The 17177-nt window shown below is 67.6% G+C and carries 19 protein-coding genes and 1 riboswitch; of the genes, 5 read left to right on the top strand and 14 right to left on the bottom strand.

The window, feature by feature from the left end:
- The 6 genes from E1261_RS32550 to E1261_RS32525 all read right to left on the bottom strand — a co-directional run.
- A partial coding sequence (locus tag E1261_RS32550; protein WP_132413399.1) for an amidohydrolase family protein occupies window positions 1-841 on the bottom strand: 841 nt, incomplete at its 3' end.
- Window positions 838-2361 (bottom strand): sugar ABC transporter ATP-binding protein, encoded by a 1524-nt coding sequence (locus tag E1261_RS32545; protein WP_132413397.1) that lies wholly within the window; start codon window positions 2359-2361, stop codon window positions 838-840. The genes E1261_RS32545 and E1261_RS32550, both read right to left, overlap by 4 nt.
- Window positions 2358-3353: an ABC transporter permease gene (locus tag E1261_RS32540; RefSeq protein WP_132413395.1), complete on the bottom strand. Its 996-nt coding sequence runs from the start codon at window positions 3351-3353 to the stop codon at window positions 2358-2360. The genes E1261_RS32545 and E1261_RS32540 overlap by 4 nt, the downstream gene beginning before the upstream one ends.
- Entirely contained in the window at window positions 3350-4429 is a 1080-nt protein-coding gene (locus tag E1261_RS32535; protein WP_132413393.1) for an ABC transporter permease, read from the bottom strand. Before E1261_RS32535 ends, E1261_RS32540 begins: the two co-directional genes overlap by 4 nt.
- Complete coding sequence (locus E1261_RS32530) at window positions 4426-5514, bottom strand: mandelate racemase/muconate lactonizing enzyme family protein (protein ID WP_132413391.1); 1089 nt, start codon at window positions 5512-5514, stop codon at window positions 4426-4428. The genes E1261_RS32535 and E1261_RS32530 overlap by 4 nt, the downstream gene beginning before the upstream one ends.
- Window positions 5511-6599, bottom strand: coding sequence for a sugar ABC transporter substrate-binding protein (locus tag E1261_RS32525; protein ID WP_132413389.1), 1089 nt, complete (start codon window positions 6597-6599; stop codon window positions 5511-5513). Before E1261_RS32525 ends, E1261_RS32530 begins: the two co-directional genes overlap by 4 nt.
- Before the next feature lie 125 nt (window positions 6600-6724).
- Here E1261_RS32525 and E1261_RS32520 point away from each other — a divergent pair, with 125 nt between their 5' ends.
- The 4 genes from E1261_RS32520 to E1261_RS32505 are packed head-to-tail and all read left to right on the top strand — an operon-like array spanning window position 6725 to window position 9327.
- Entirely contained in the window at window positions 6725-7420 is a 696-nt protein-coding gene (locus E1261_RS32520) for a GntR family transcriptional regulator (protein ID WP_132413387.1), read from the top strand.
- A gap of 28 nt (window positions 7421-7448) precedes the next feature.
- Window positions 7449-8297, top strand: a complete 849-nt coding sequence (locus tag E1261_RS32515) for a fumarylacetoacetate hydrolase family protein (RefSeq protein WP_132413385.1) — start codon at window positions 7449-7451, stop codon at window positions 8295-8297.
- Between the two features lie 49 nt (window positions 8298-8346).
- Window positions 8347-8940, top strand: a complete 594-nt coding sequence (locus E1261_RS32510; RefSeq protein WP_132413383.1) for a class I SAM-dependent methyltransferase — start codon at window positions 8347-8349, stop codon at window positions 8938-8940.
- Window positions 8941-8949: 9 nt separating this feature from the next.
- Window positions 8950-9327, top strand: coding sequence for a VOC family protein (locus tag E1261_RS32505; RefSeq protein ID WP_132413381.1), 378 nt, complete (start codon window positions 8950-8952; stop codon window positions 9325-9327).
- 48 nt (window positions 9328-9375) lie between these two features.
- Here the strand turns inward: E1261_RS32505 and E1261_RS32500 are convergent, their stop codons facing one another.
- From E1261_RS32500 to E1261_RS32480, 5 genes are all read right to left on the bottom strand, one after another.
- Entirely contained in the window at window positions 9376-9825 is a 450-nt protein-coding gene (locus E1261_RS32500; protein ID WP_132413379.1) for a hypothetical protein, read from the bottom strand.
- 507 nt (window positions 9826-10332) lie between these two features.
- Complete coding sequence (locus E1261_RS32495) at window positions 10333-10884, bottom strand: histidine phosphatase family protein (RefSeq protein ID WP_132413377.1); 552 nt, start codon at window positions 10882-10884, stop codon at window positions 10333-10335.
- Entirely contained in the window at window positions 10881-11630 is a 750-nt protein-coding gene (locus E1261_RS32490) for a CbtA family protein (RefSeq protein ID WP_132413375.1), read from the bottom strand. Before E1261_RS32490 ends, E1261_RS32495 begins: the two co-directional genes overlap by 4 nt.
- Before the next feature lie 4 nt (window positions 11631-11634).
- Complete coding sequence (locus E1261_RS32485; protein WP_132413373.1) at window positions 11635-11832, bottom strand: CbtB domain-containing protein; 198 nt, start codon at window positions 11830-11832, stop codon at window positions 11635-11637.
- Window positions 11833-11884: 52 nt separating this feature from the next.
- A riboswitch (cobalamin riboswitch) is annotated at window positions 11885-11954 on the bottom strand.
- An 83-nt stretch (window positions 11955-12037) separates the two neighbouring features.
- Window positions 12038-12643, bottom strand: coding sequence for a hypothetical protein (locus E1261_RS32480; protein ID WP_132413371.1), 606 nt, complete (start codon window positions 12641-12643; stop codon window positions 12038-12040).
- Between the two features lie 135 nt (window positions 12644-12778).
- On the opposite strand from E1261_RS32480, the gene E1261_RS32475 reads away from it, so the two are divergent.
- Complete coding sequence (locus tag E1261_RS32475; protein WP_132413369.1) at window positions 12779-13420, top strand: LysE family translocator; 642 nt, start codon at window positions 12779-12781, stop codon at window positions 13418-13420.
- Here the strand turns inward: E1261_RS32475 and E1261_RS32470 are convergent.
- From E1261_RS32470 to E1261_RS32460, 3 genes are all read right to left on the bottom strand, one after another.
- Window positions 13401-14771, bottom strand: a complete 1371-nt coding sequence (locus E1261_RS32470) for an MFS transporter (RefSeq protein ID WP_132413368.1) — start codon at window positions 14769-14771, stop codon at window positions 13401-13403. The two genes, E1261_RS32475 and E1261_RS32470, sit on opposite strands and share 20 nt — an antisense overlap.
- Window positions 14772-14809: 38 nt before the next feature.
- Entirely contained in the window at window positions 14810-15178 is a 369-nt protein-coding gene (locus E1261_RS32465; protein WP_132413366.1) for a DUF1304 domain-containing protein, read from the bottom strand.
- 143 nt (window positions 15179-15321) lie between these two features.
- Complete coding sequence (locus E1261_RS32460; protein ID WP_420814067.1) at window positions 15322-16809, bottom strand: DEAD/DEAH box helicase; 1488 nt, start codon at window positions 16807-16809, stop codon at window positions 15322-15324.
- Window positions 16810-17177: the final 368 nt, after the last annotated feature.

The raw sequence follows: 17177 nt of genomic DNA, 5'->3' as shown, positions 1-17177 counted from the left end.
GGGTGAGGTTGTAGGTGGTGGTGGCTGTGGTGGTGAAGGTGGCTTGGCGTTCGGTGGGGGTTAGGTGGGTGGTGAGGGTTTCGGCTGTTGCTACGACGGTTGGGTAGTCGGCGGCCAGGAGGCAGACGGGCCAGTCGGAGCCGAACATGACGCGGTCGGGGGTGAAGGCTTCCAGGACTACGTCGGTGTAGGGCTTGAGGTCGGCGGGCGTCCAGGTGGACCAGTCGGCCTCGGTGACCAGGCCGGAGAGTTTGCAGGTGACGTTGGGGAGGGCGGCCAGGGCGCGGAGGTCGGTGGCCCAGGGGTCTAGTGGGCCACCGACTGCGGGTTTGGAGATGTGGTCGAGGACGAAGGTCAAGTGTGGGAGCGCCTGCGCGGTGCGGATTGCGGCTGGGAGGTGTGGGGTTCTGGTGAGCAGGTCGTAGACGAGGCCGGCGTCGGCCACGGCGGCCAAACCGCGCTGTACGTCGGGACGCAGTAGCCACTCGAGATCCGGCTCGTCGTGGACCTGGTGCCGGATGCCCTTCAGATAGCCACCGTCAGGCCGGGCCTGGAGCTTGGCCAGTACCTCGGCGACATCAGGCGCGGTCAGATCCACCCAGCCAACCACACCGGCGACAAGATCATTGCTGGCAGCAACTTCTAGGAACTCGACGGTTTCCTGCAGCAAGCTGGCAGTCTGGACCAGGACGGTGGCGGTGATGTCGGCAGCGGCGGCCAGCGGGACGAGGTCGTCGATACCGAAGGTGCGGTGGATCGGCTCGAGGCCGGGGCCTGCCAGCCAGCTGTGCTCGTGGGCGGACAGGTCCCACACGTGGTGGTGGGCGTCGACTCTGCTCATGCCGCTCCAAGGGTTGAGGGGGTCGCGTGGATGAGGCGGATGACCTGCTGGCTCATCTGGTCGTAGTCGTGGGTGTTCGGGAGCTCGCCCTGGATGCGGTGGTCGCGCATCACCACCACGCGGTCGGCGAGGGTGATCATCTCGGGGAGGTCGGAGGTGATCAGGAGGATGGCCAGGCCGTTGGCGGCGAGATCCCAGATGAGCGTGTGGAAGGCGTCCTTGGTGCGGACGTCGATACCGACCGTGGGCTCGTCGATGATCAGGATCTCGGTCTGGGCGGCCAGCCACTTGGCCAGCGAGACCTTCTGCTGGTTGCCACCGGAGAGCGTGCCGGCGTGCTGGGACGGCGAGGCGATCCGGATGCCGAGCTGCTCGACGTACGACTTGACCATCTCGGTCTCGGACTTGGCCGGGACATAGCCGAGGAATTTGCGAAGGCGGTCCCAGATCGTGACGGCGATGTTCCGTGCGACCGACTGCTCGAGGAACACACCCTCTTCCTTGCGGTTCTCGGTGACGTAGCCGATCTTGTGGTTGCGCAGCGCATCGCGGACCGTGCGGATCTTCACCGCCTGACCGCGCACCAGGACCTCACCGGCGGTGATCCGGTCGAGACCGAGCAAGGCCTTGGCCAGCTCACTCCGGCCGGCGCCGACCAGACCGTACAGCCCGACGATCTCACCGGGGCGGACGGTGAGATCCACCTCCGAGTGACCGGTCGCCGTACCGACGCCGCGGAGCTCCAGGATCGGAGCGACCGAGGTGTCCACGGTCCGGTCGGGCAGGTTGAGTGCTTCGTGGACCCGGCCGACCATCAGGTCGACCACTTGGTCACGCGTGAGCTCGGACAGCGCACCGCCGGACAGCACCGAGGCGCCGTCGCGCAGGACAGTGACCGTGTCACAGATCTGGAAGACCTCCTCCAGCTTGTGGCTGACGAACAGCACGGCGCGTCCGTCGTCCTTCAGCTTCTCCACAACACGGAACAGCAACGCAGCCTCGTTCGGCGTGATTGACGCGGTGGGCTCGTCGAGCAGTAGCACCCGGCTCTCCACCGACAACGCCTTCGCGATCTCGACCAACTGCGCCTGCGCGACCGACAGCTCGGTCACCGGCTGATCCGGATCGATGTCGAGCTCGAGCTCGGCAAGCCAGCGCAAGGCCTCGGACCGGATCGCGGCCCGGTCGATCAGACCGCGGGAGGTCGGCAGCTTCTGGAGCATGATGTTCTCCCCGACCGTGAAGCCGGGGATCAGGTTGCGCTCCTGGTGGACGACACCGATCCCGGCCGAGGCCGACTCGTGCGGCGATCCGAAGGACACCTCGCGCCCGTCGAGCAGCAACCGGCCGCCGTCGGGGCGATAGAGCCCGGTGACGACCTTGATCAGCGTCGACTTGCCGGCGCCGTTCTCGCCCAGCAAGGCATGGACCGAGCCCGCCTCGAGGGACAGCGTGACACCGTCCAGCGCGCGGACGCCGGGGAAGACCTTCACGATCTCCGAAGCCTGGAACAGCGTCATGACACACCTCCGGCCACCGCCACGTCGGGCGATTTCACCACCGAGCGTCTCTCCTGCCGACGAGTCCGGACCTGTCCGAGCACGACCGAGCCGAGGACGACGGCGCCGACCACGAAGTTCACCCAGGAAGGTTCGAGGGAGAACTCGGCCCGCGCGGTGTCCACGAAGCGCACGATGAAGGCCGCCAGCACGGTCCCCAGCACGACAGCCGATCCGCCCGTCAGCAATGCACCACCGATGATCGGCGCCGCGAACGAAGGCAGCAGCCAGTCACCGCCGATGCTCTTGTTCACACCGGGAGACGAAGCGACGGTGAGAATCGCGGCCACACCCAGGATCGCCCCGGACAACGTGTGCGCGACGATCACCGAGCGGTCGTTCGAGATCCCGGACAGGCGAGCTGCGATCGGATTCCCACCGGAGGCGAGCAACTGCCGGCCGGGCACCGTCCGCTTCAGCATCACCGCGAGCAGCCCGGCCACGATCAGCGCCACGACGAAGATCCACGGAATGACGCCGAACAGCGCCGCCGCCCCGAAGGTCTTCAGCCCTTGTGGATACGCATCGACGGTCCGCGTCCCGACCAGCCGATACTGCACGCCGAGCAGGATCGTCATCGTCGCCAGCGTGACGATGAACCCGTTGATCCGGGTCAGCACCACGAGGACGCCGTTCAGCAGACCCACGATCCCCGCGAGCAGGAAACCGATCAGCAGCGCCAACGGAACCGATACGCCGTGATCGGCCATCAGCACGCCCATTGCCGCCGCCGCGAATCCACCGATCGCGCCGACGGCGAGGTTGAGTTGACCCACCGCGAGAACCACCATTTGAGCCAATCCGATCAGGATCGGCACGGCAAGGAACTGAAGTAGCACTCTTAAGGAATTCGCTGCGAGCAGGTCACCGCCGGAGGCGATCACCAACCCGATGAAGAACACGATGCCGATGACAAGCAACGTCATCTCGGTCGATCGGGCGAAGCGCTTCATTGTCGTCGCACCTCCTGCCGCTCGGACAGCACTGTTCGGACCCGGTCGGTGGACAGTGCCACGAGCAGGATCAGGCCGAGGTAGATGTTCAGGCTCTCCAGACCGACACCGAGCAGGTCGAGACCCTTGCGGATCACCGAAGTGAGCGCCGTACCGATCAAAGTGCCCCAGATCGACACGAAGCCGCCCGCCAGCAAGGTGCCGCCGAGAATCGGCCCGAGGAACGACGGCAGCATGAACTCCTCGCCGATCGTGGCCTTGATCGAGCCGGTCGAGACAGCCAGCATGAACCCGGCCAGCGCGGCCAGGCAGCCGGACATCGCGTGCGCGGTGATCACCCGGCGCGCAGTCGGGATCCCGGACAGCTCAGCAGCCTTGACCGATGAGCCGGTCATCAACAGCTCACGACCGAGCCGCGTCCGCGCGTAGATCCAGCCGACAACTGCCATGGCGACCACAGCGAAGAGAGCCAGCTGCGGTACGGCGGGCGACCCGCACACGTTGCCGACACACACGTCCGCCAGCGAGTAGTTCCGCAGCTCTCGCATCCCCGGTGGCTTGGTCACGAACGCCGCATTGTCGGTCAGACCGGTGTACACGAGCGGGATGAGACCCAGCAGCAGGAAGTCCAGTGCCAACGTCACGACGAACGAGTTGACCCCGGTCCGCGCGATCACCCAGCCGGCCAACGCACCGATCGCCGTACCGGCCACCAGCCCCACCAGGAGACCGGAGTACAAGGTGAGGTGGAACAGGTCGTACGAGATGCCGGTGAGCATCATCGAGAACGCAGCCATCCGGCCGACCGCCAGGTTCATGTGCCCGATCGACAGCACACACAGCTGCGCGAGCCCGACCACCGTGAACATCGCGATGTCACGCAGCAGCGGGAAGATCACCAGCTGCTGGTTGTAGAACGCGGGCCGCAGGATGCCGAACAGCACACCTAGCAGTACGACGAGCACGAGCAACCCGATCCGCTGGTTGGCCCACCAGGGCGCGCCGCGCGGCGGCTTCTCGATCGGCGCGTCCTCCTGGAGCGCCTGCGTCGCAGTCTCCGACACCGGCGCGGTCATGAGACACGCCGGTCGTCGATGGCGTCAGAATCCCAGTCAATGCCCAGCCCCGGTACGTCGGGCGCTACCGCATGCCCGTCCACCACGGGCATCTCCGACCGCGTAATCGCCCTCAGCTGCGGGATGTGCTCGACGTACCGGCCGTTCGGTACGGCGGCGGTCAGGCTGACGTGGATCTCCATCAAGAAGTGCGGGCAGACCTCGAGGTTGAACGCCTCAGCCAGATGCGCGACCTTCAACCACGGAGTGATCCCACCGACCCGTGCCACGTCCACCTGCACGATTCCGGCCGCCCCGGCAGCGACGTACTCACGGAACTGCGATACGGAGTACAGGGACTCACCCACGGCAATCGGAATCGACGTAGCCGCGGCCAACCGCACATGCCCGGTCAGATCGTCAGCCGGCAACGGCTCCTCGAACCAGGACAGGTCCACCACCTCAAAAGCAGCAGCCCGCCGCTTGGCCTCGGCGTACGTCATCGACTGGTTCGCATCGACCATGATGTCCAGAGAAGGACCAACTGCATCCCGTACGGCGCGCAGTCGCTCCAGGTCCTCGTGAACCCGCGGCTTACCCACCTTGAGCTTCACGCCGGGCCAACCGGCCTTCTGCGACGCCAGGGCCCCCGCAACGAGCTCATCCGTGGTCAGGTGCAGCCAGCCACCCTCGGTGTCGTACAAAGGCACCTGCTGCCGATACCCACCGGCCAACCGCCACAGCGGCTCAGCAGCCCGCAGACACCGCAGGTCCCACAGCGCAGTGTCGACAGCGGCCAGCGCCAGCGAGGTGATCGCACCGACCGTGGTGGCGTGCGTCGACCAGAACAGGTCCGACCACACCGCTTCGACGTTCCGGGCGTCCTTCCCGATCAGTCGCGGCAACAGATGGTCCCGCAGCAACGCCAGTACGGCGGTTCCGCCCGTACCGATCGTGTACGAGTACCCCAGCCCGCTCAGCCCGTCAGCCGTCTCCAGCGCGACGAACACGGTCTCCTGCTTGAGAAACGACTGCACGGCATCCGTGCGTACCGTCTCGACCTCCAGATCGACCAGGTACGCCGTTGCCTGGGTGATAGCGCTCACTGGCAGCTCAGCTGCTTCTCGAACTCGGTCTTCAGGGCCGTCGTCTTCGCCTTGCGCTCTTCGTCGTACGTGTCGACGTTGGTCTTGGTGACGACGAACGAACCCGAGTCCACGATCACGCCGGGCGTCTTCATCGTGCACTGCTTGGACTGCAGCAGCGCGAGCAGCCAGCCACCAATGTAGGCCTGGCCGGTCGGGTTCTGGGTGACGGTCGCGGCCACCCCACCGGACTTGATGCCGGACAGGATCTTCGCGTCGTCGTCGATCGCGACGACCTTGATCGGAAGCTTGCTGGAGGCAACTCCGTCGGCCGCGGCGACGGCCGGGTTGTACGCGGTGGTGACGATGCCCTTGATCTCCTTGCCCTTGGAGGCAAGCAGGTCGGCGACCGCCTTCTGCGCGGTGGAGAGGTCCTTGTCGATATCGGTGATCACCGGCAGTTCGGTGACCTTGCCGTTCGTCTCGGCGATCGCCTTCTTCACCCCGGCGATCCGGCGCTGGGTGTTGGAGTCGACGTTGTTACCAGTCAGGTGCACGATCGCACCCTCGCCGCCGATCGCCTCGATGGTGGCCTTGGCCGCCTTGTACGCCGCCGCCTCGACATCGGTGGACAGGCAGAAGTCGGCCGCGTTCGTGTCCCCGGCCGGGCAGGAGGCGAGCGAACCGACCGCGAACCCCTTGGCCTTCAGGTCCTCGAACGTCGAGTTGATATCGGTCGGCGACACGCCGAAGATGCCGAACGCGTTGTAGCCCTGGGCGGCCAGTGAGTTGATCACGTTGTTCTGCTTGCCCTGGTCCCACTCGCCGGTCTCGTTGAAGGTGGCGTCACCGAGTTTGAAGTCGGCCTTGTCGACGGCGGCGACCGTCTTCCACGGCTGGAAATAGGGGTGTGCACCACCCGGGATCAGCGCTAGCTTGACCTGGGAGCCGTCCTTGAGGGTGACCGGACCCGCACTGGTCCCGGTCGAGGCATCGTCCTTGGGGGCGCCGCCGGACGCGGAGTCGGCGGGCTTGGTCGTGCAACCGGTCGCGACGAGGGCGACAGCGGCCAGACAGAGGGCGGTTCGGCGCAGGACGACGGTCATGGGCGGGCTCCAGATCCTATAGGATATTGCCAACCTGATGCTGCCGCCTCACACTGGAGCCGTCAAGACTCGTCGAGGTAACGATGCCGAGTCGGGCAGAATAGGGTCCTTCGGGAGGAGCGACTGTGACGGATGCGCATGTGGGTCTGGCGGGGCAGCTGGCCCGCTTGCCCCAGCGACAGGTGCTGAGTGACGACGTCTACGAGACCGTCAAGGGCCTGATCATGGACAGCGTGGTCGAGCCGGGCACCCGGTTGAACATCGACGCCCTGACCCGTGAGCTCGGCATCTCACAGACGCCGATCCGGGAGTCGCTGGCCCGGCTGGAGTCCGACGGTCTGGTGATCAAGGAGCCGCTGCGCGGTTACCGGGTCTCGTCCAGGCTGAGCCGGCCCGAGTTCGAGGACCTGTTCGAGTTCCGGCTGCACATCGAGCCCTGGGCCGCCGGTCGGGCCGCCGAGCGGGCCGGCACCGAGGACCTCGTCCGGCTGAAGGACGAGATGCTGAGCTACACCGACGTACCGGACCGTCCGGCGTACGAGAGCTACCGCGCGATGGCAGCGCACGACCAGCGCTTCCACGACCTGGTGCTGGAGCTGTCCGGCAACGAGACCGCGCGGCTGTCCTTCGCCCGCACACACTGCCACCTGCACCTCTTCCGGCTGTACTACGGCGGTGGGATCGCGACAAAGGCGTTGCGGGAGCACAAGACCGTCGTGGCCGCCGTCCGCAAGGGCGACCCGGTGGAGGCGGCCGCAGCGATGCGGGCGCACATCGAGGCGTCCCGTGAGCGGTTGCGACCGATGTTCGACCAAGAGTGATTCCGTCCTGACGACACTGGAGACACCTGTGGAACTGCTGCGCCTCGGCGCGGTCGGCGAGGAGCGCCCGTATGTGCGCGCCACCGACGGCACCGTCTACGACCTGAGCCCGCTCACTGCCGACATCGACGGCGCCTTCCTGGCCGCCGACGGCATCGCCCGGACCCGCGCCGCACTGGACGCCGGTGAGCTGACTGCAGCCTCCGCGGACGGCCTGCGGGTCGGTGCGCCGATCGCGCACCCGGGTGCGGTCGTCTGCATCGGCATGAACTACGCCGCCCACGCGGCCGAGTCCGGCTCGGAGCCGCCGAAGCAGCCGATCGTGTTCTTCAAGCACCCGAACACGGTCGTCGGCCCGTACGACGAGGTCCTGGTTCCGCGCGGTTCGGCCAAGACCGACTGGGAGGTGGAGCTAGCCGTCGTCATCGGCAAGACCGCCCGTTACGTCGAGACCGACGAGGAGGCACTCGCCTGCGTCGCCGGGTACGCCGTCTCGAACGACGTCTCCGAGCGTGCCTTCCAGATCGAGGAGTCGGGCGGCCAGTGGTCGAAGGGCAAGTGCTGTGAGACCTTCAACCCGCTCGGCCCGGGCCTGGTCCCGGCCGACGAGGTCGACCCGCAGAACCTCGACCTCAAGTCCTGGGTGAACGGCGAGATCCGGCAGGACTCGAACACCCGCGACATGGTCTTCTCCGTCGCCGCGCTGATCCGCGACGTCTCGCAGTACATGGTGCTCAGCCCCGGCGACATCCTGAACACCGGCACCCCGCAGGGCGTCGCCCTCTCCGGCCGCTTCCCGTACCTGTCACCGGGTGACGTGATGGAGCTCGAGATCCAGGGTCTCGGCAAGCAGAAGCAGGCGCTGGGCAAGGCCTGAACCCACTCGGTCGACACAGTCTGTCGGCGCGGCCTTCTAGGGTCGCGCCATGACAGAAATTCTGGGGCGAATCCGGGAGTCGTACAACACGGTGGCGATGTCGTACGCCGAGCGCGTGGTCGACGGTCCCGAGTGGGAGATCGAGGGATTCGACCTGGTCACCAAGCTGGCGGACGGCCGCCCGGTCCTCGATGCCGGGTGCGGGCCAGGGCGGACGACCGGGTTACTCGCGGCCCGCGGGCCGGTCATCGGGCTCGATCTCTCCCCCGGCATGATCGCCGTCGCCCGGCGCGATCACCCCGAGGTCGACTTCCGCGTCGGCTCGATGACCGCACTCGAGTTCGCCGACGGGTCGTTCGGCGGGGTGGTGACCTGGTGGTCGATCATCCATCTGCCGCGCGACGTCGTACCGCAGGCGCTGGCCGAGTTCCACCGCGTGCTCGCGCCTGGTGGAGTGCTCTTGATGGGCTTCCACGTCGGCACGGAGTCGAACCACAAGACGTCCGGGTACGGCGACCTCCCGATGGACATCTGGGTGCATCGCTGGCTGCCGGAGCAGTTGACCGAACTGGCGGTCGCGGCGGGGTTCACGCCGTACCAGGACGCGGAAAATCCCGAAGACCGGCTGGTGTTCCGGAAGTAGGGTCGGGAAATGACTTCTCGCGTGCGGACCGTGACCTTCGACAGCCACAACCCCTACGAACTGGCCGGCTTCTGGCTCCAGGTGCTGCGCACCGAGCGCCCCGACGACGACCACCCGGGCGACCCCTACGCGAGCGTCCCGACCGAGTCGATGACCCTGCTGTTCGAGCAGAACAACGACGGCAAGGCCGGCAAGAACCGCCTGCACCTCGACCTGGAGCCCGACGGCCCCCGAGACGAAGAGGTCGCCTGGCTCCTCACCCTCGGCGCCACCATCGGCACCGACCACCGCAACCCCGACGGCACCGGCTGGGTCATCATGCACGACCCCGAAGGCAACGAGTTCTGCGTCCTCCGAAGCGCCGCCGAACGAGCCGCAACCAGCTGACTATGCAGAGCAGGCGAGAACGCCCGGTACACCGACTGATAGGCGCGACTAGACCGAGTTCAGGCAGATCGGGATCGCGATGGTACTGGCAGGCTTGGTGCGATCGGGCTGGTGGAAGAACTGACCGCAGTACTGGGTACCGGCCGGGGCGGTCTGAGGCGCCTGGAGACCTTCGTTGAACCCTTGCCGCCCGTGCCAGACACCCGTGTAGAACGAGCCATCGCTGCCCGTGACCCGGGTGTACCCGGCCAGCGGTTGGGCGGCATCGTTCTCCTTTGTACCGACCACGACCTCCCACCAGTTCGCGTCGTACGGACAGACGGTGATCTTGATGACCCCGTTCAAACCGAACCCGAGAGGCTGCTCCCGACTCTGGCACTCGGCCGCCGGTGCCGCAGCGGTGCGCTGTGACCCGACAGCGACACCACCGGACGCAGCAGCCAACCCGACCGCGGCGACCGCGGCGACGAGATGACGTGAGATCGCCCTCAACTTCATATTCCCTCCAGGACTCGTGGTCCCAGCAGTCCACCCGGTGCCGGCCTAGCCCGCAACAGATTCGACCCTGCTGCAAACGCGTCACCTGACGAGCCCATCCAGATGGTTGACCTGTTTGTCCGGGTTGTCCCCACACTGGCCATCACGATCGCCGGTTAGTCAGTGCAGGCGGACCGCCAGGCCATCACAATTGCCTGCAGCAGCCACGCCCAGGCGGAGCGGCAACAGCAACAGCTAGTTGTGATGGCCCTGGGGTCCGCACAACCGGTGAAACCGTGGAGTGCGAACCTGGGGCACTGACCAACGTTGGCGGAGGCTCACCACCAGGCGGAGCCTCACCCGCACTGGCATCACGATCGCCGGTTAGTCACTGCGGGCGGACCGCCACCACCGTCTAACCCGGTCGCCCCCGCGTCGCCACGCCTCACCATCCGGCTCGTCCCGCCATCCACGCGACTTACTGGGTCGTGGCGGTCTGTTGTTCGACTGCCGGTCCGGGGCGCCTAGTCAGTGGAAGGCCAGGGACCAGTTGCCGGTGTGGTGGGAGAGGTTGACTGTGGCCAAGGGGCGGACGTCTACGTGGCGTAGCGACTCTGCGGGGGCGTCGAGGATGTAGAGGACGACTGCGCGGACGATCGCGGGGTGTACGACGGCGACCAGGGTGCTGCGTTCCTCGTGGCGTTCGACCAGGTCGCCTAGCCAGTCGGCGACCCGGGTGATGACGTCGTTCTCGGTTTCACCGTTGGGGGTGGCGGTGTGGGGGCGGTCCAGCCAGGCGGCTACCCGGGTGGGGTCTGCTGCCAGGAGGTCTTCCAGGTCGCGGCCGGACCAGTCGCCGTAGTCGCGGTCGCGGAGGGCGGGCTCGACGACCGGGGTGAGACCGAGGGCTTCGGCGGTGCTGACGGCGGCCGGCTCGGGGCCGCTGTAGGTAGCGTCGGCCTCGAGTTTCAGTTCGCGGGCTGCGTCGACGCTTGCCGGGTCCGGGGCGGGGGCACCGCCTAGGACGAGGCCGCGCAGCGCGGGGGTCAGTGCGTGGGCGACCAGCGTCAACGAGCTCAAACAGACACCTTCTGTTCGGATGGCCGGCGGGCCACCGTGGCGGCGTACCCGAAACCGAGCAGGAGCCACAGCGTCGCCTGCGTACCGAGCGAGGCGAACCGGAACTGCCAGAGCAGCGTAGCGGGGAACGTGTCCGGAACCTCGTTGATCTGCGGCAGGATCAGGTACGCCGCCGCCACGGTCACCACGAATCCGGCGACACCGCCGGCCAGCCGGGCCACGTCGCCGTACCGGGCTGCCCAGCGCGAGAGCGCGACGCCGGCCCAGACTGCGAGCAGGCCGATCACGATCGTGAGCAGATAGGTGACCGTACGGAGGGTGACCGTCTCGGGATCGCCGACGCCCGGTGGGTTCGGCGGGTACTTGAGGAACGGGACGAGGATGATGCCGGTGAACCCGGCCGCGGCCAGGCCGAGGGCGGCGTACGCGTCGTTGCCGGTCCGGAGCTTGCGCCGGAGCAGCGTGTAGCCGACGGCGAAGATGCCGCCGAGGGCGACGCCGGACAGACCGGTGGCCAGGAACAGGCCGGCCTTCTGGCCGGTCCGGCTGACGAGGGGCTCTTCTTCAGCAGCGTGCTCATGCTCGCCGCCCTGGTCATGGGTGTGCGCGCCTGCGTTGGCCTCTTCGATCGCGATCGCGGCATCGATCCGCGACTCGCCCATCACGTAGGCGAAGGTTCCGGCCAGTAGGCCGGCGAAGAGTCCGACGATCAGACCGCGCACCAGGAGTGATCCGAAGGTGCGCATCTGATCAGTGGCAGGGCACGCCGAGGAGATGCCGACCGTCGTGCATCAGCTCGTGCAGGTACATCCCCGACTGCGACACCGCCCCCTGGTCGAACCCGACCAGATAGGCGAGCAGCAGCAACAGGCCGACGCTGAGCGCGGAAAGAACGAGCAACCGGGACGAGATCGCCGGTACGCCGACCGACTGGGCAGGAGCTGCCATCTGAACCTCCTGGGGAAGTGCGCGTCCCCTTCGAAAGGCTGCTGGTGCCCGAGCATCCTGACTCGCGAGCAGTTGCTCCTCGCTCACAGTGGCGCGGCCGTGCCGGATTCTCACCGGCTTCCCTCTGGCATCGCAGTTGTCCTCCGAACCGTAGCCCGCTCTCCGCTGAGGGGTCAACGAGCTACGGCGCGGCGTGACAATCCCCTCAAACCCGCGTAACAGTCAGCCCGGCCCGGTCACCGGTGAACTTCTTCCACTGGTACTGGTCGCGCTCGTTGCCGGCACGCAGTCCGAACGACAGATGGGTCGCCTCCCGCGCCAACGCTTCTTCGACGAGGGGCTGCAGACCACCAAAGGTCAGGACCTGGTCCAGCTGACTCCCGTACGACGCTCCGGACGCCGTACCGAGGTAGGCGATCCACCCGGGCTGCGTGTTCCAGGCGAGTGGAACCTCCGGATCGATGTCCTGCACGTGGAAGAGTTGCACCGGCGTCGGGTTCGGGGTCGGCGAATGCGTGAGCAGGATCTCGAACGCGACCGACCGGATCGTCGTACCGGCCAGCGAAGCCACCGGCACCCGGAAGAACGAGCGCCAGACGGCATCGGTCGAGCCGAACTCCTTGCCGACGCGGGCGGCGTCCCGGAGGTGCTTCCAGTAGGAAGCGATCGGCTGGGTGCTGAGCACCTGCGTCCAGGCATCGACCGGGAACCAGTCGGGATCGGCGGCCCGAGCGGGCAAGGTCGCAACAAACGGAGCGGCAACGGCGGCGGCGCCCAGCGCGAGGGCGGAGCGGCGGGTCAGGGTGGTCATGGGTCGAACCGTCACACGCCCGCCCCAACCCCCGGAAGCTATTTCATCCACGCTGTAAAGGCTTTACGCCGGGGCCCGTTTGAGACGGTTCGAATACTTCGGGCAGAGAAGCGTCGCGCGATCTATGGTGTGGGCATGCCTTCCGCTCAGCATCTTCTCGCGTTTGCGATTACTGCGTTGGTGATCATCGTCGTGCCCGGGCCCAGCGTGTTGTTCATCGTGGGGCGGGCGTTGGCGGTGGGGCGGCGCGAGGCCGTGCTGACGATGCTGGGGAACACGTTGGGTGCCTCGGTGATGTTGGTGCTGGTGGCGCTTGGGCTCGGCACGTTGATTGCGGCCAGCGCGGTGGCGCTCACCGTGGTGAAGCTGGTGGGTGCGGCGTACCTGATCTATCTCGGGGTGCATGCGTTCCGGACTCGGAAGTCGCTCGTTGCGGCGATGACCTCCGGCACCAAGCCTGCCAACAGCCGTCGTACAGTGCGGCAGGGGTTTCTGGTCGGGATCACGAACGCCAAGACCGCGGTGTTCTTCGCCGCCGCGTTGCCCCAGTTCGTGGATCAGCGGGCGGGAAGCCCCGCCTGGGCGCAGATCCTGGTGCTCGGCTTGATCTTCATCACGATCGCGCTGCTGTCCGACAGCCTGTGGGCGGTCGTGGCCGGTACGGCGAGGGAGTGGTTCGCCCGCTCACCGCGCCGGCTCGAGCTCGTCGGCGGTACCGGCGGCCTGATGATCATCGGCCTCGGCGCCGGAATCGCGGTCAGCGGGACGAAGGAGTAGTCCGCCGCGCCGCCTGGACTCCAAGCAGAGCCAGTACGGCGGGGACTCCGAAGGCGACCAGATAAGCGGTGACCGGGGAGCGGGGCTCGATCGCTGCGAAGAGCGAACCGCCGACCGCCAAGACCGTTGCCGTGGACAACGAGTCGCTGAGCTGCAGGGCAGAACTGTTCGCACCCTGCTCGGCACGCTCGGAGTACTCGAGGACCAGCACCGACAGCGTCGGGAAGACCGTCCCCATCCCGAACCCGGTCAGGCTCCACCCCAGGATGCCGACGACCACCGGCACGTCCGGATCGAGAGTCAGCACAGCGATCCCGATCCCCAGCACGATCGCGACCATGCCCACCTGCAGGAACACCGACGGCCCGAAGCGGTGGTTCGGGCGGCCGCGCCACCACGACGCCAGCACCCAGCTCAGCGCACTCACCGTGAGCACGAGGCCCGCGATCGCCGGCGACAACCCGCGCTCGCGGGTCAGCATCAGCGGCAGGAATACCTCCGCCCCGAATCCAGCCGCGGCGACCAGCCCGCGCAACGCGATCACAGACGGCAGCCCGCGCCCGAAGACGAACGTCCCGCGCGGCAACAGCTTCGGCGCGAACACCACGATCGCGGCCAATCCAACAGCCAGCAGTGCGATCTGCAGTACGCCGTGTTGCTGGCCGCCGTAATTCAGCGCCCCGACCCCGACCGCGGCCGCGATCGCCCACAGCGCCCGCCGGTCCCACAGCCGCCCCTGACGAACGTCGTACCGGTCTCCGCGTGCCAGGCCGGGCCGCATCACGAAGGCCGCCGGAATCGCCAGCACCGGTACGGCGAGGAACACGATCCGCCAGTTCGTGTGCTCCACGATCAGCCCCGCGATCGCCGGGCCGACCAGGGACGGCACCACCCAGCCGGTCGCGAACGCGGCGAAGATCCGCGGGCGCAGAATCGCCGGGTAGAGCTGCCCGACGACGACGTACAAGGCAACCGTGAGCAGGCCTGAGCCGAAGCCCTGGATGATCCGGCCGGCGACCAGAACCTCCATGCTCGGCGCGAGCCCGGCGATCACCAGACCGCCGAGGAACCACGCGGTCCCGTGCCAGAGCGGGCGGGTCGGGCCGCGCAGGTCACTCCAGGTGCCGGAGACAACCATCCCGACCACGCCGGCGGCCAGCGGGCCGCCGAACGCGAGCGCGTAGAGGTACAGGCCGTCGAGCGCCTGGGCGACGGTTGGCATCGCGGTCGTGACGGCCAGATTCTCGAAGGCGACGAGCGTGATCAGCGCGACCATGCCGATCGTCAGCGCCCGGTACTGCGGGGACAGCACACCTGGAGTGGTCATGGCCGGTTCGGCAGTCGTGGTCATGCCGAACACCTTCCGACTTCAAGTGCACTTGAAGTCAATCAGAGCGTGGCGGCGAGCACGAGAGCAAGGATCGGGGGCAGGGCCTGGGTGGCTGCAGCCTGAACCATTCGGCGGTCGGAGGCGACCAGGACGATGCCGGCGCCGGCCATGCAGGCGCAGCTGAAGAGCGCGATCGCGTGACCCTTGTCGCCGCCGGCAATCAGCCCGCCGAGCGCACCGGCCGCCAGGAACAGGTTGTAGAACCCCTGGTTGAACGCCCACGGCCGGGCGGCGTTCATCTCGGTCTCGTCCTTGACCAGGAACCGCTGGTACGTGCTCGGCTTGCGGAACAGCAGGCTCTCCATCACGAAGATCGCGACATGGAACAGCCCGGCAACCACCACGAAGACCTGTGCGACGACGCTCATGCCGGAACCGTACTCCCTGCGACGCCCCCTACCAGGCGAACGCGCGAGCCGGATTGGCCCGGAAGATCGCATCAGCCACCTCGGCACTTAAACAGCAAAAGTCCACCCCACCTTGCTAACAGGTGGGGTGGACTCGGTAGCTGTCAGGCAGCTTGTTTGCGGGGGCCGCGGCGACGGCGGCCGCCGCGAGAAGCTGACGGGCTGTCGCCGGGGCGGGTGGCGGTGGACTTGGCGACCGTGCGGGTCCCCGTGCCTCCGCCTGCGGTGCGGTTCTGCGTGCCACCGGCGGTGCGAGCGCGGCCGCCGCCGTTGCCTCGACCTCGGCCGCGGCCACCGGAAGTGCTGGCGGCTGCGGTGACGACGATCTTGGCGGGCTCGACGAAGGTGCGCTCGCCGGGGGCGAGCTCGGCGAGCAGTGGGTCGCCGATCGTGAGCTTGGTGGTCGTGGGGGTGATGCCGGCCTTGCGGGTCAGGTCGCGCACGTCGCGGACCTGGTCGTCGGTCATCAGCGTGATGACCGTGCCCTCGGCACCGGCGCGGGCCGTGCGGCCGGAGCGGTGCAGGTAGGCCTTGTGCTCGACCGGCGGGTCGGCGTGGATGACCAGCGTGATGTCGTCCACGTGGATCCCGCGGGCGGCAATGTCAGTCGCGACCAGCGTCTTCGCCGTACCGTCCGAGAACGCCTCGAGGTTGCGCGTCCGCGCACCCTGCGAGAGGTTGCCGTGCAGCTCGACCGCGGGAACGCCTTGGGCGATCAGCTTCTTGGTGAGCGACTTCGCGCCGTACTTGGTCCGGGTGAAGACGAGCGTCCGGCCGGGCGCCGCGGTCAGGTCGACCAGCACCGGGAGCCGGCTGTCGGCCTTCACGTGCAGCACGTGGTGCGTCATCTTCGAGACCGGCGACTGCGCCGAGTCGACGCTGTGCGTGATCGGGTTGGTCATGAAGCGCTTGACCAGTACGTCGACGCCCGCATCCAGCGTGGCCGAGAACAGCAGCCGCTGCGCCTTGGCCGGCGTCGCCTCGAGGATCCGGCGGACGGCGGGCAGGAAGCCGAGGTCGGCCATGTGGTCGGCCTCGTCGAGGATGGTAATCTCCACCGCGTCGAGCCGCACGTTGCCGGCCTTGAGGTGGTCCTCCAGGCGGCCCGGGCAGGCGACGATGATGTCGACACCCTTGCGCAGGCCGGTCGTCTGCGGGCCGTGACCGACACCGCCGAAGATCGTCATCGTGCGCAGCTCGAGCTTGTCGGCCAGCGGCTGGATCGAGGCCTGGATCTGGGTGGCCAGCTCCCGCGTCGGCGCCAGGATCAGCGCCCGCGGAGCCTTCGGCTGCCGCTTGTTGCCGCGCAGATACAGCCGGGCCAGCAGCGGGAGAACGAACGCGTAGGTCTTGCCGGAGCCGGTCCGGCCGCGGCCGAGAACGTCCTTGCCGGCCAGGGAGTCCGGCAACGTGGCCGCCTGGATCGGGAAGGGCTTGGTGACACCGGTCGCCGCCAGGGCGTCGGCCAGTGCAGCGGGAACGCCGAGAGCGGCGAAGGTCAGGTCGTCCGGGACCTCGAGCGGAATGACCGAGTCGTACTCCGAAGGAGTAATCGATCCGTTGCTCTGAGCAACATTCCCGGTGGTCTTCACGGTGTTGCTTTTACCGGGCGCGGGCTTGCGCCGGCGAGGACGGGAAGACGGGGCGGAAGTGGACGTGGTTGTGGCTTGCGTAAAGGGGCGGCGGGCCGCCATAGGTACTCCAAAAATCGTGGGGTCGTCCTGCCCGGCGCGGCCGTCATGGGCCGCGGCGCTTGGGGGTCGACTGCGAGCACCTCTGTCACAGAGTGCTCCTGGCCCGAGGCAGAACTGGGCGGGCCGTCACAGTCAGTGTGAGCCTGTAGCGAAATGGCGTTTTGCCGGCCGGGGCATCGAATCTGTCGGGCTGGTCGGGCTGGGTGGCCCCGGGGTCAGGTTGCTGGGTGGAGGGTGTGGTTGTGGAGTTTGAGGAGGTTGACCAC

The sequence above is a fragment of the Kribbella albertanoniae genome (assembly GCF_004348455.1).
Taxonomy (GTDB): domain Bacteria; phylum Actinomycetota; class Actinomycetes; order Propionibacteriales; family Kribbellaceae; genus Kribbella; species Kribbella albertanoniae.
The sequence above is the reverse complement of the archived record's forward strand: the minus strand, read 5'-3'. Positions and strand labels throughout refer to the sequence as shown.

Excerpts from the sequence above, each read along its gene's own strand:
- E1261_RS32545 (WP_132413397.1), bottom strand. The coding sequence starts at position 2,361 with ATGACGCTGTTCCAGGCTTCGGAGATCGTGAAGGTCTTCCCCGGCGTC.
- E1261_RS32540 (WP_132413395.1), bottom strand. The coding sequence starts at position 3,353 with ATGAAGCGCTTCGCCCGATCGACCGAGATGACGTTGCTTGTCATCGGC.
- E1261_RS32535 (WP_132413393.1), bottom strand. The coding sequence starts at position 4,429 with ATGACCGCGCCGGTGTCGGAGACTGCGACGCAGGCGCTCCAGGAGGAC.
- E1261_RS32525 (WP_132413389.1), bottom strand. The coding sequence starts at position 6,599 with ATGACCGTCGTCCTGCGCCGAACCGCCCTCTGTCTGGCCGCTGTCGCC.
- E1261_RS32510 (WP_132413383.1), top strand. The coding sequence starts at position 8,347 with ATGACAGAAATTCTGGGGCGAATCCGGGAGTCGTACAACACGGTGGCG.
- E1261_RS32505 (WP_132413381.1), top strand. The coding sequence starts at position 8,950 with ATGACTTCTCGCGTGCGGACCGTGACCTTCGACAGCCACAACCCCTAC.
- E1261_RS32500 (WP_132413379.1), bottom strand. The coding sequence starts at position 9,825 with ATGAAGTTGAGGGCGATCTCACGTCATCTCGTCGCCGCGGTCGCCGCG.
- E1261_RS32490 (WP_132413375.1), bottom strand. The coding sequence starts at position 11,630 with ATGCGCACCTTCGGATCACTCCTGGTGCGCGGTCTGATCGTCGGACTC.
- E1261_RS32485 (WP_132413373.1), bottom strand. The coding sequence starts at position 11,832 with ATGGCAGCTCCTGCCCAGTCGGTCGGCGTACCGGCGATCTCGTCCCGG.
- E1261_RS32480 (WP_132413371.1), bottom strand. The coding sequence starts at position 12,643 with ATGACCACCCTGACCCGCCGCTCCGCCCTCGCGCTGGGCGCCGCCGCC.
- E1261_RS32475 (WP_132413369.1), top strand. The coding sequence starts at position 12,779 with ATGCCTTCCGCTCAGCATCTTCTCGCGTTTGCGATTACTGCGTTGGTG.
- E1261_RS32470 (WP_132413368.1), bottom strand. The coding sequence starts at position 14,771 with ATGACCACGACTGCCGAACCGGCCATGACCACTCCAGGTGTGCTGTCC.
- E1261_RS32465 (WP_132413366.1), bottom strand. The coding sequence starts at position 15,178 with ATGAGCGTCGTCGCACAGGTCTTCGTGGTGGTTGCCGGGCTGTTCCAT.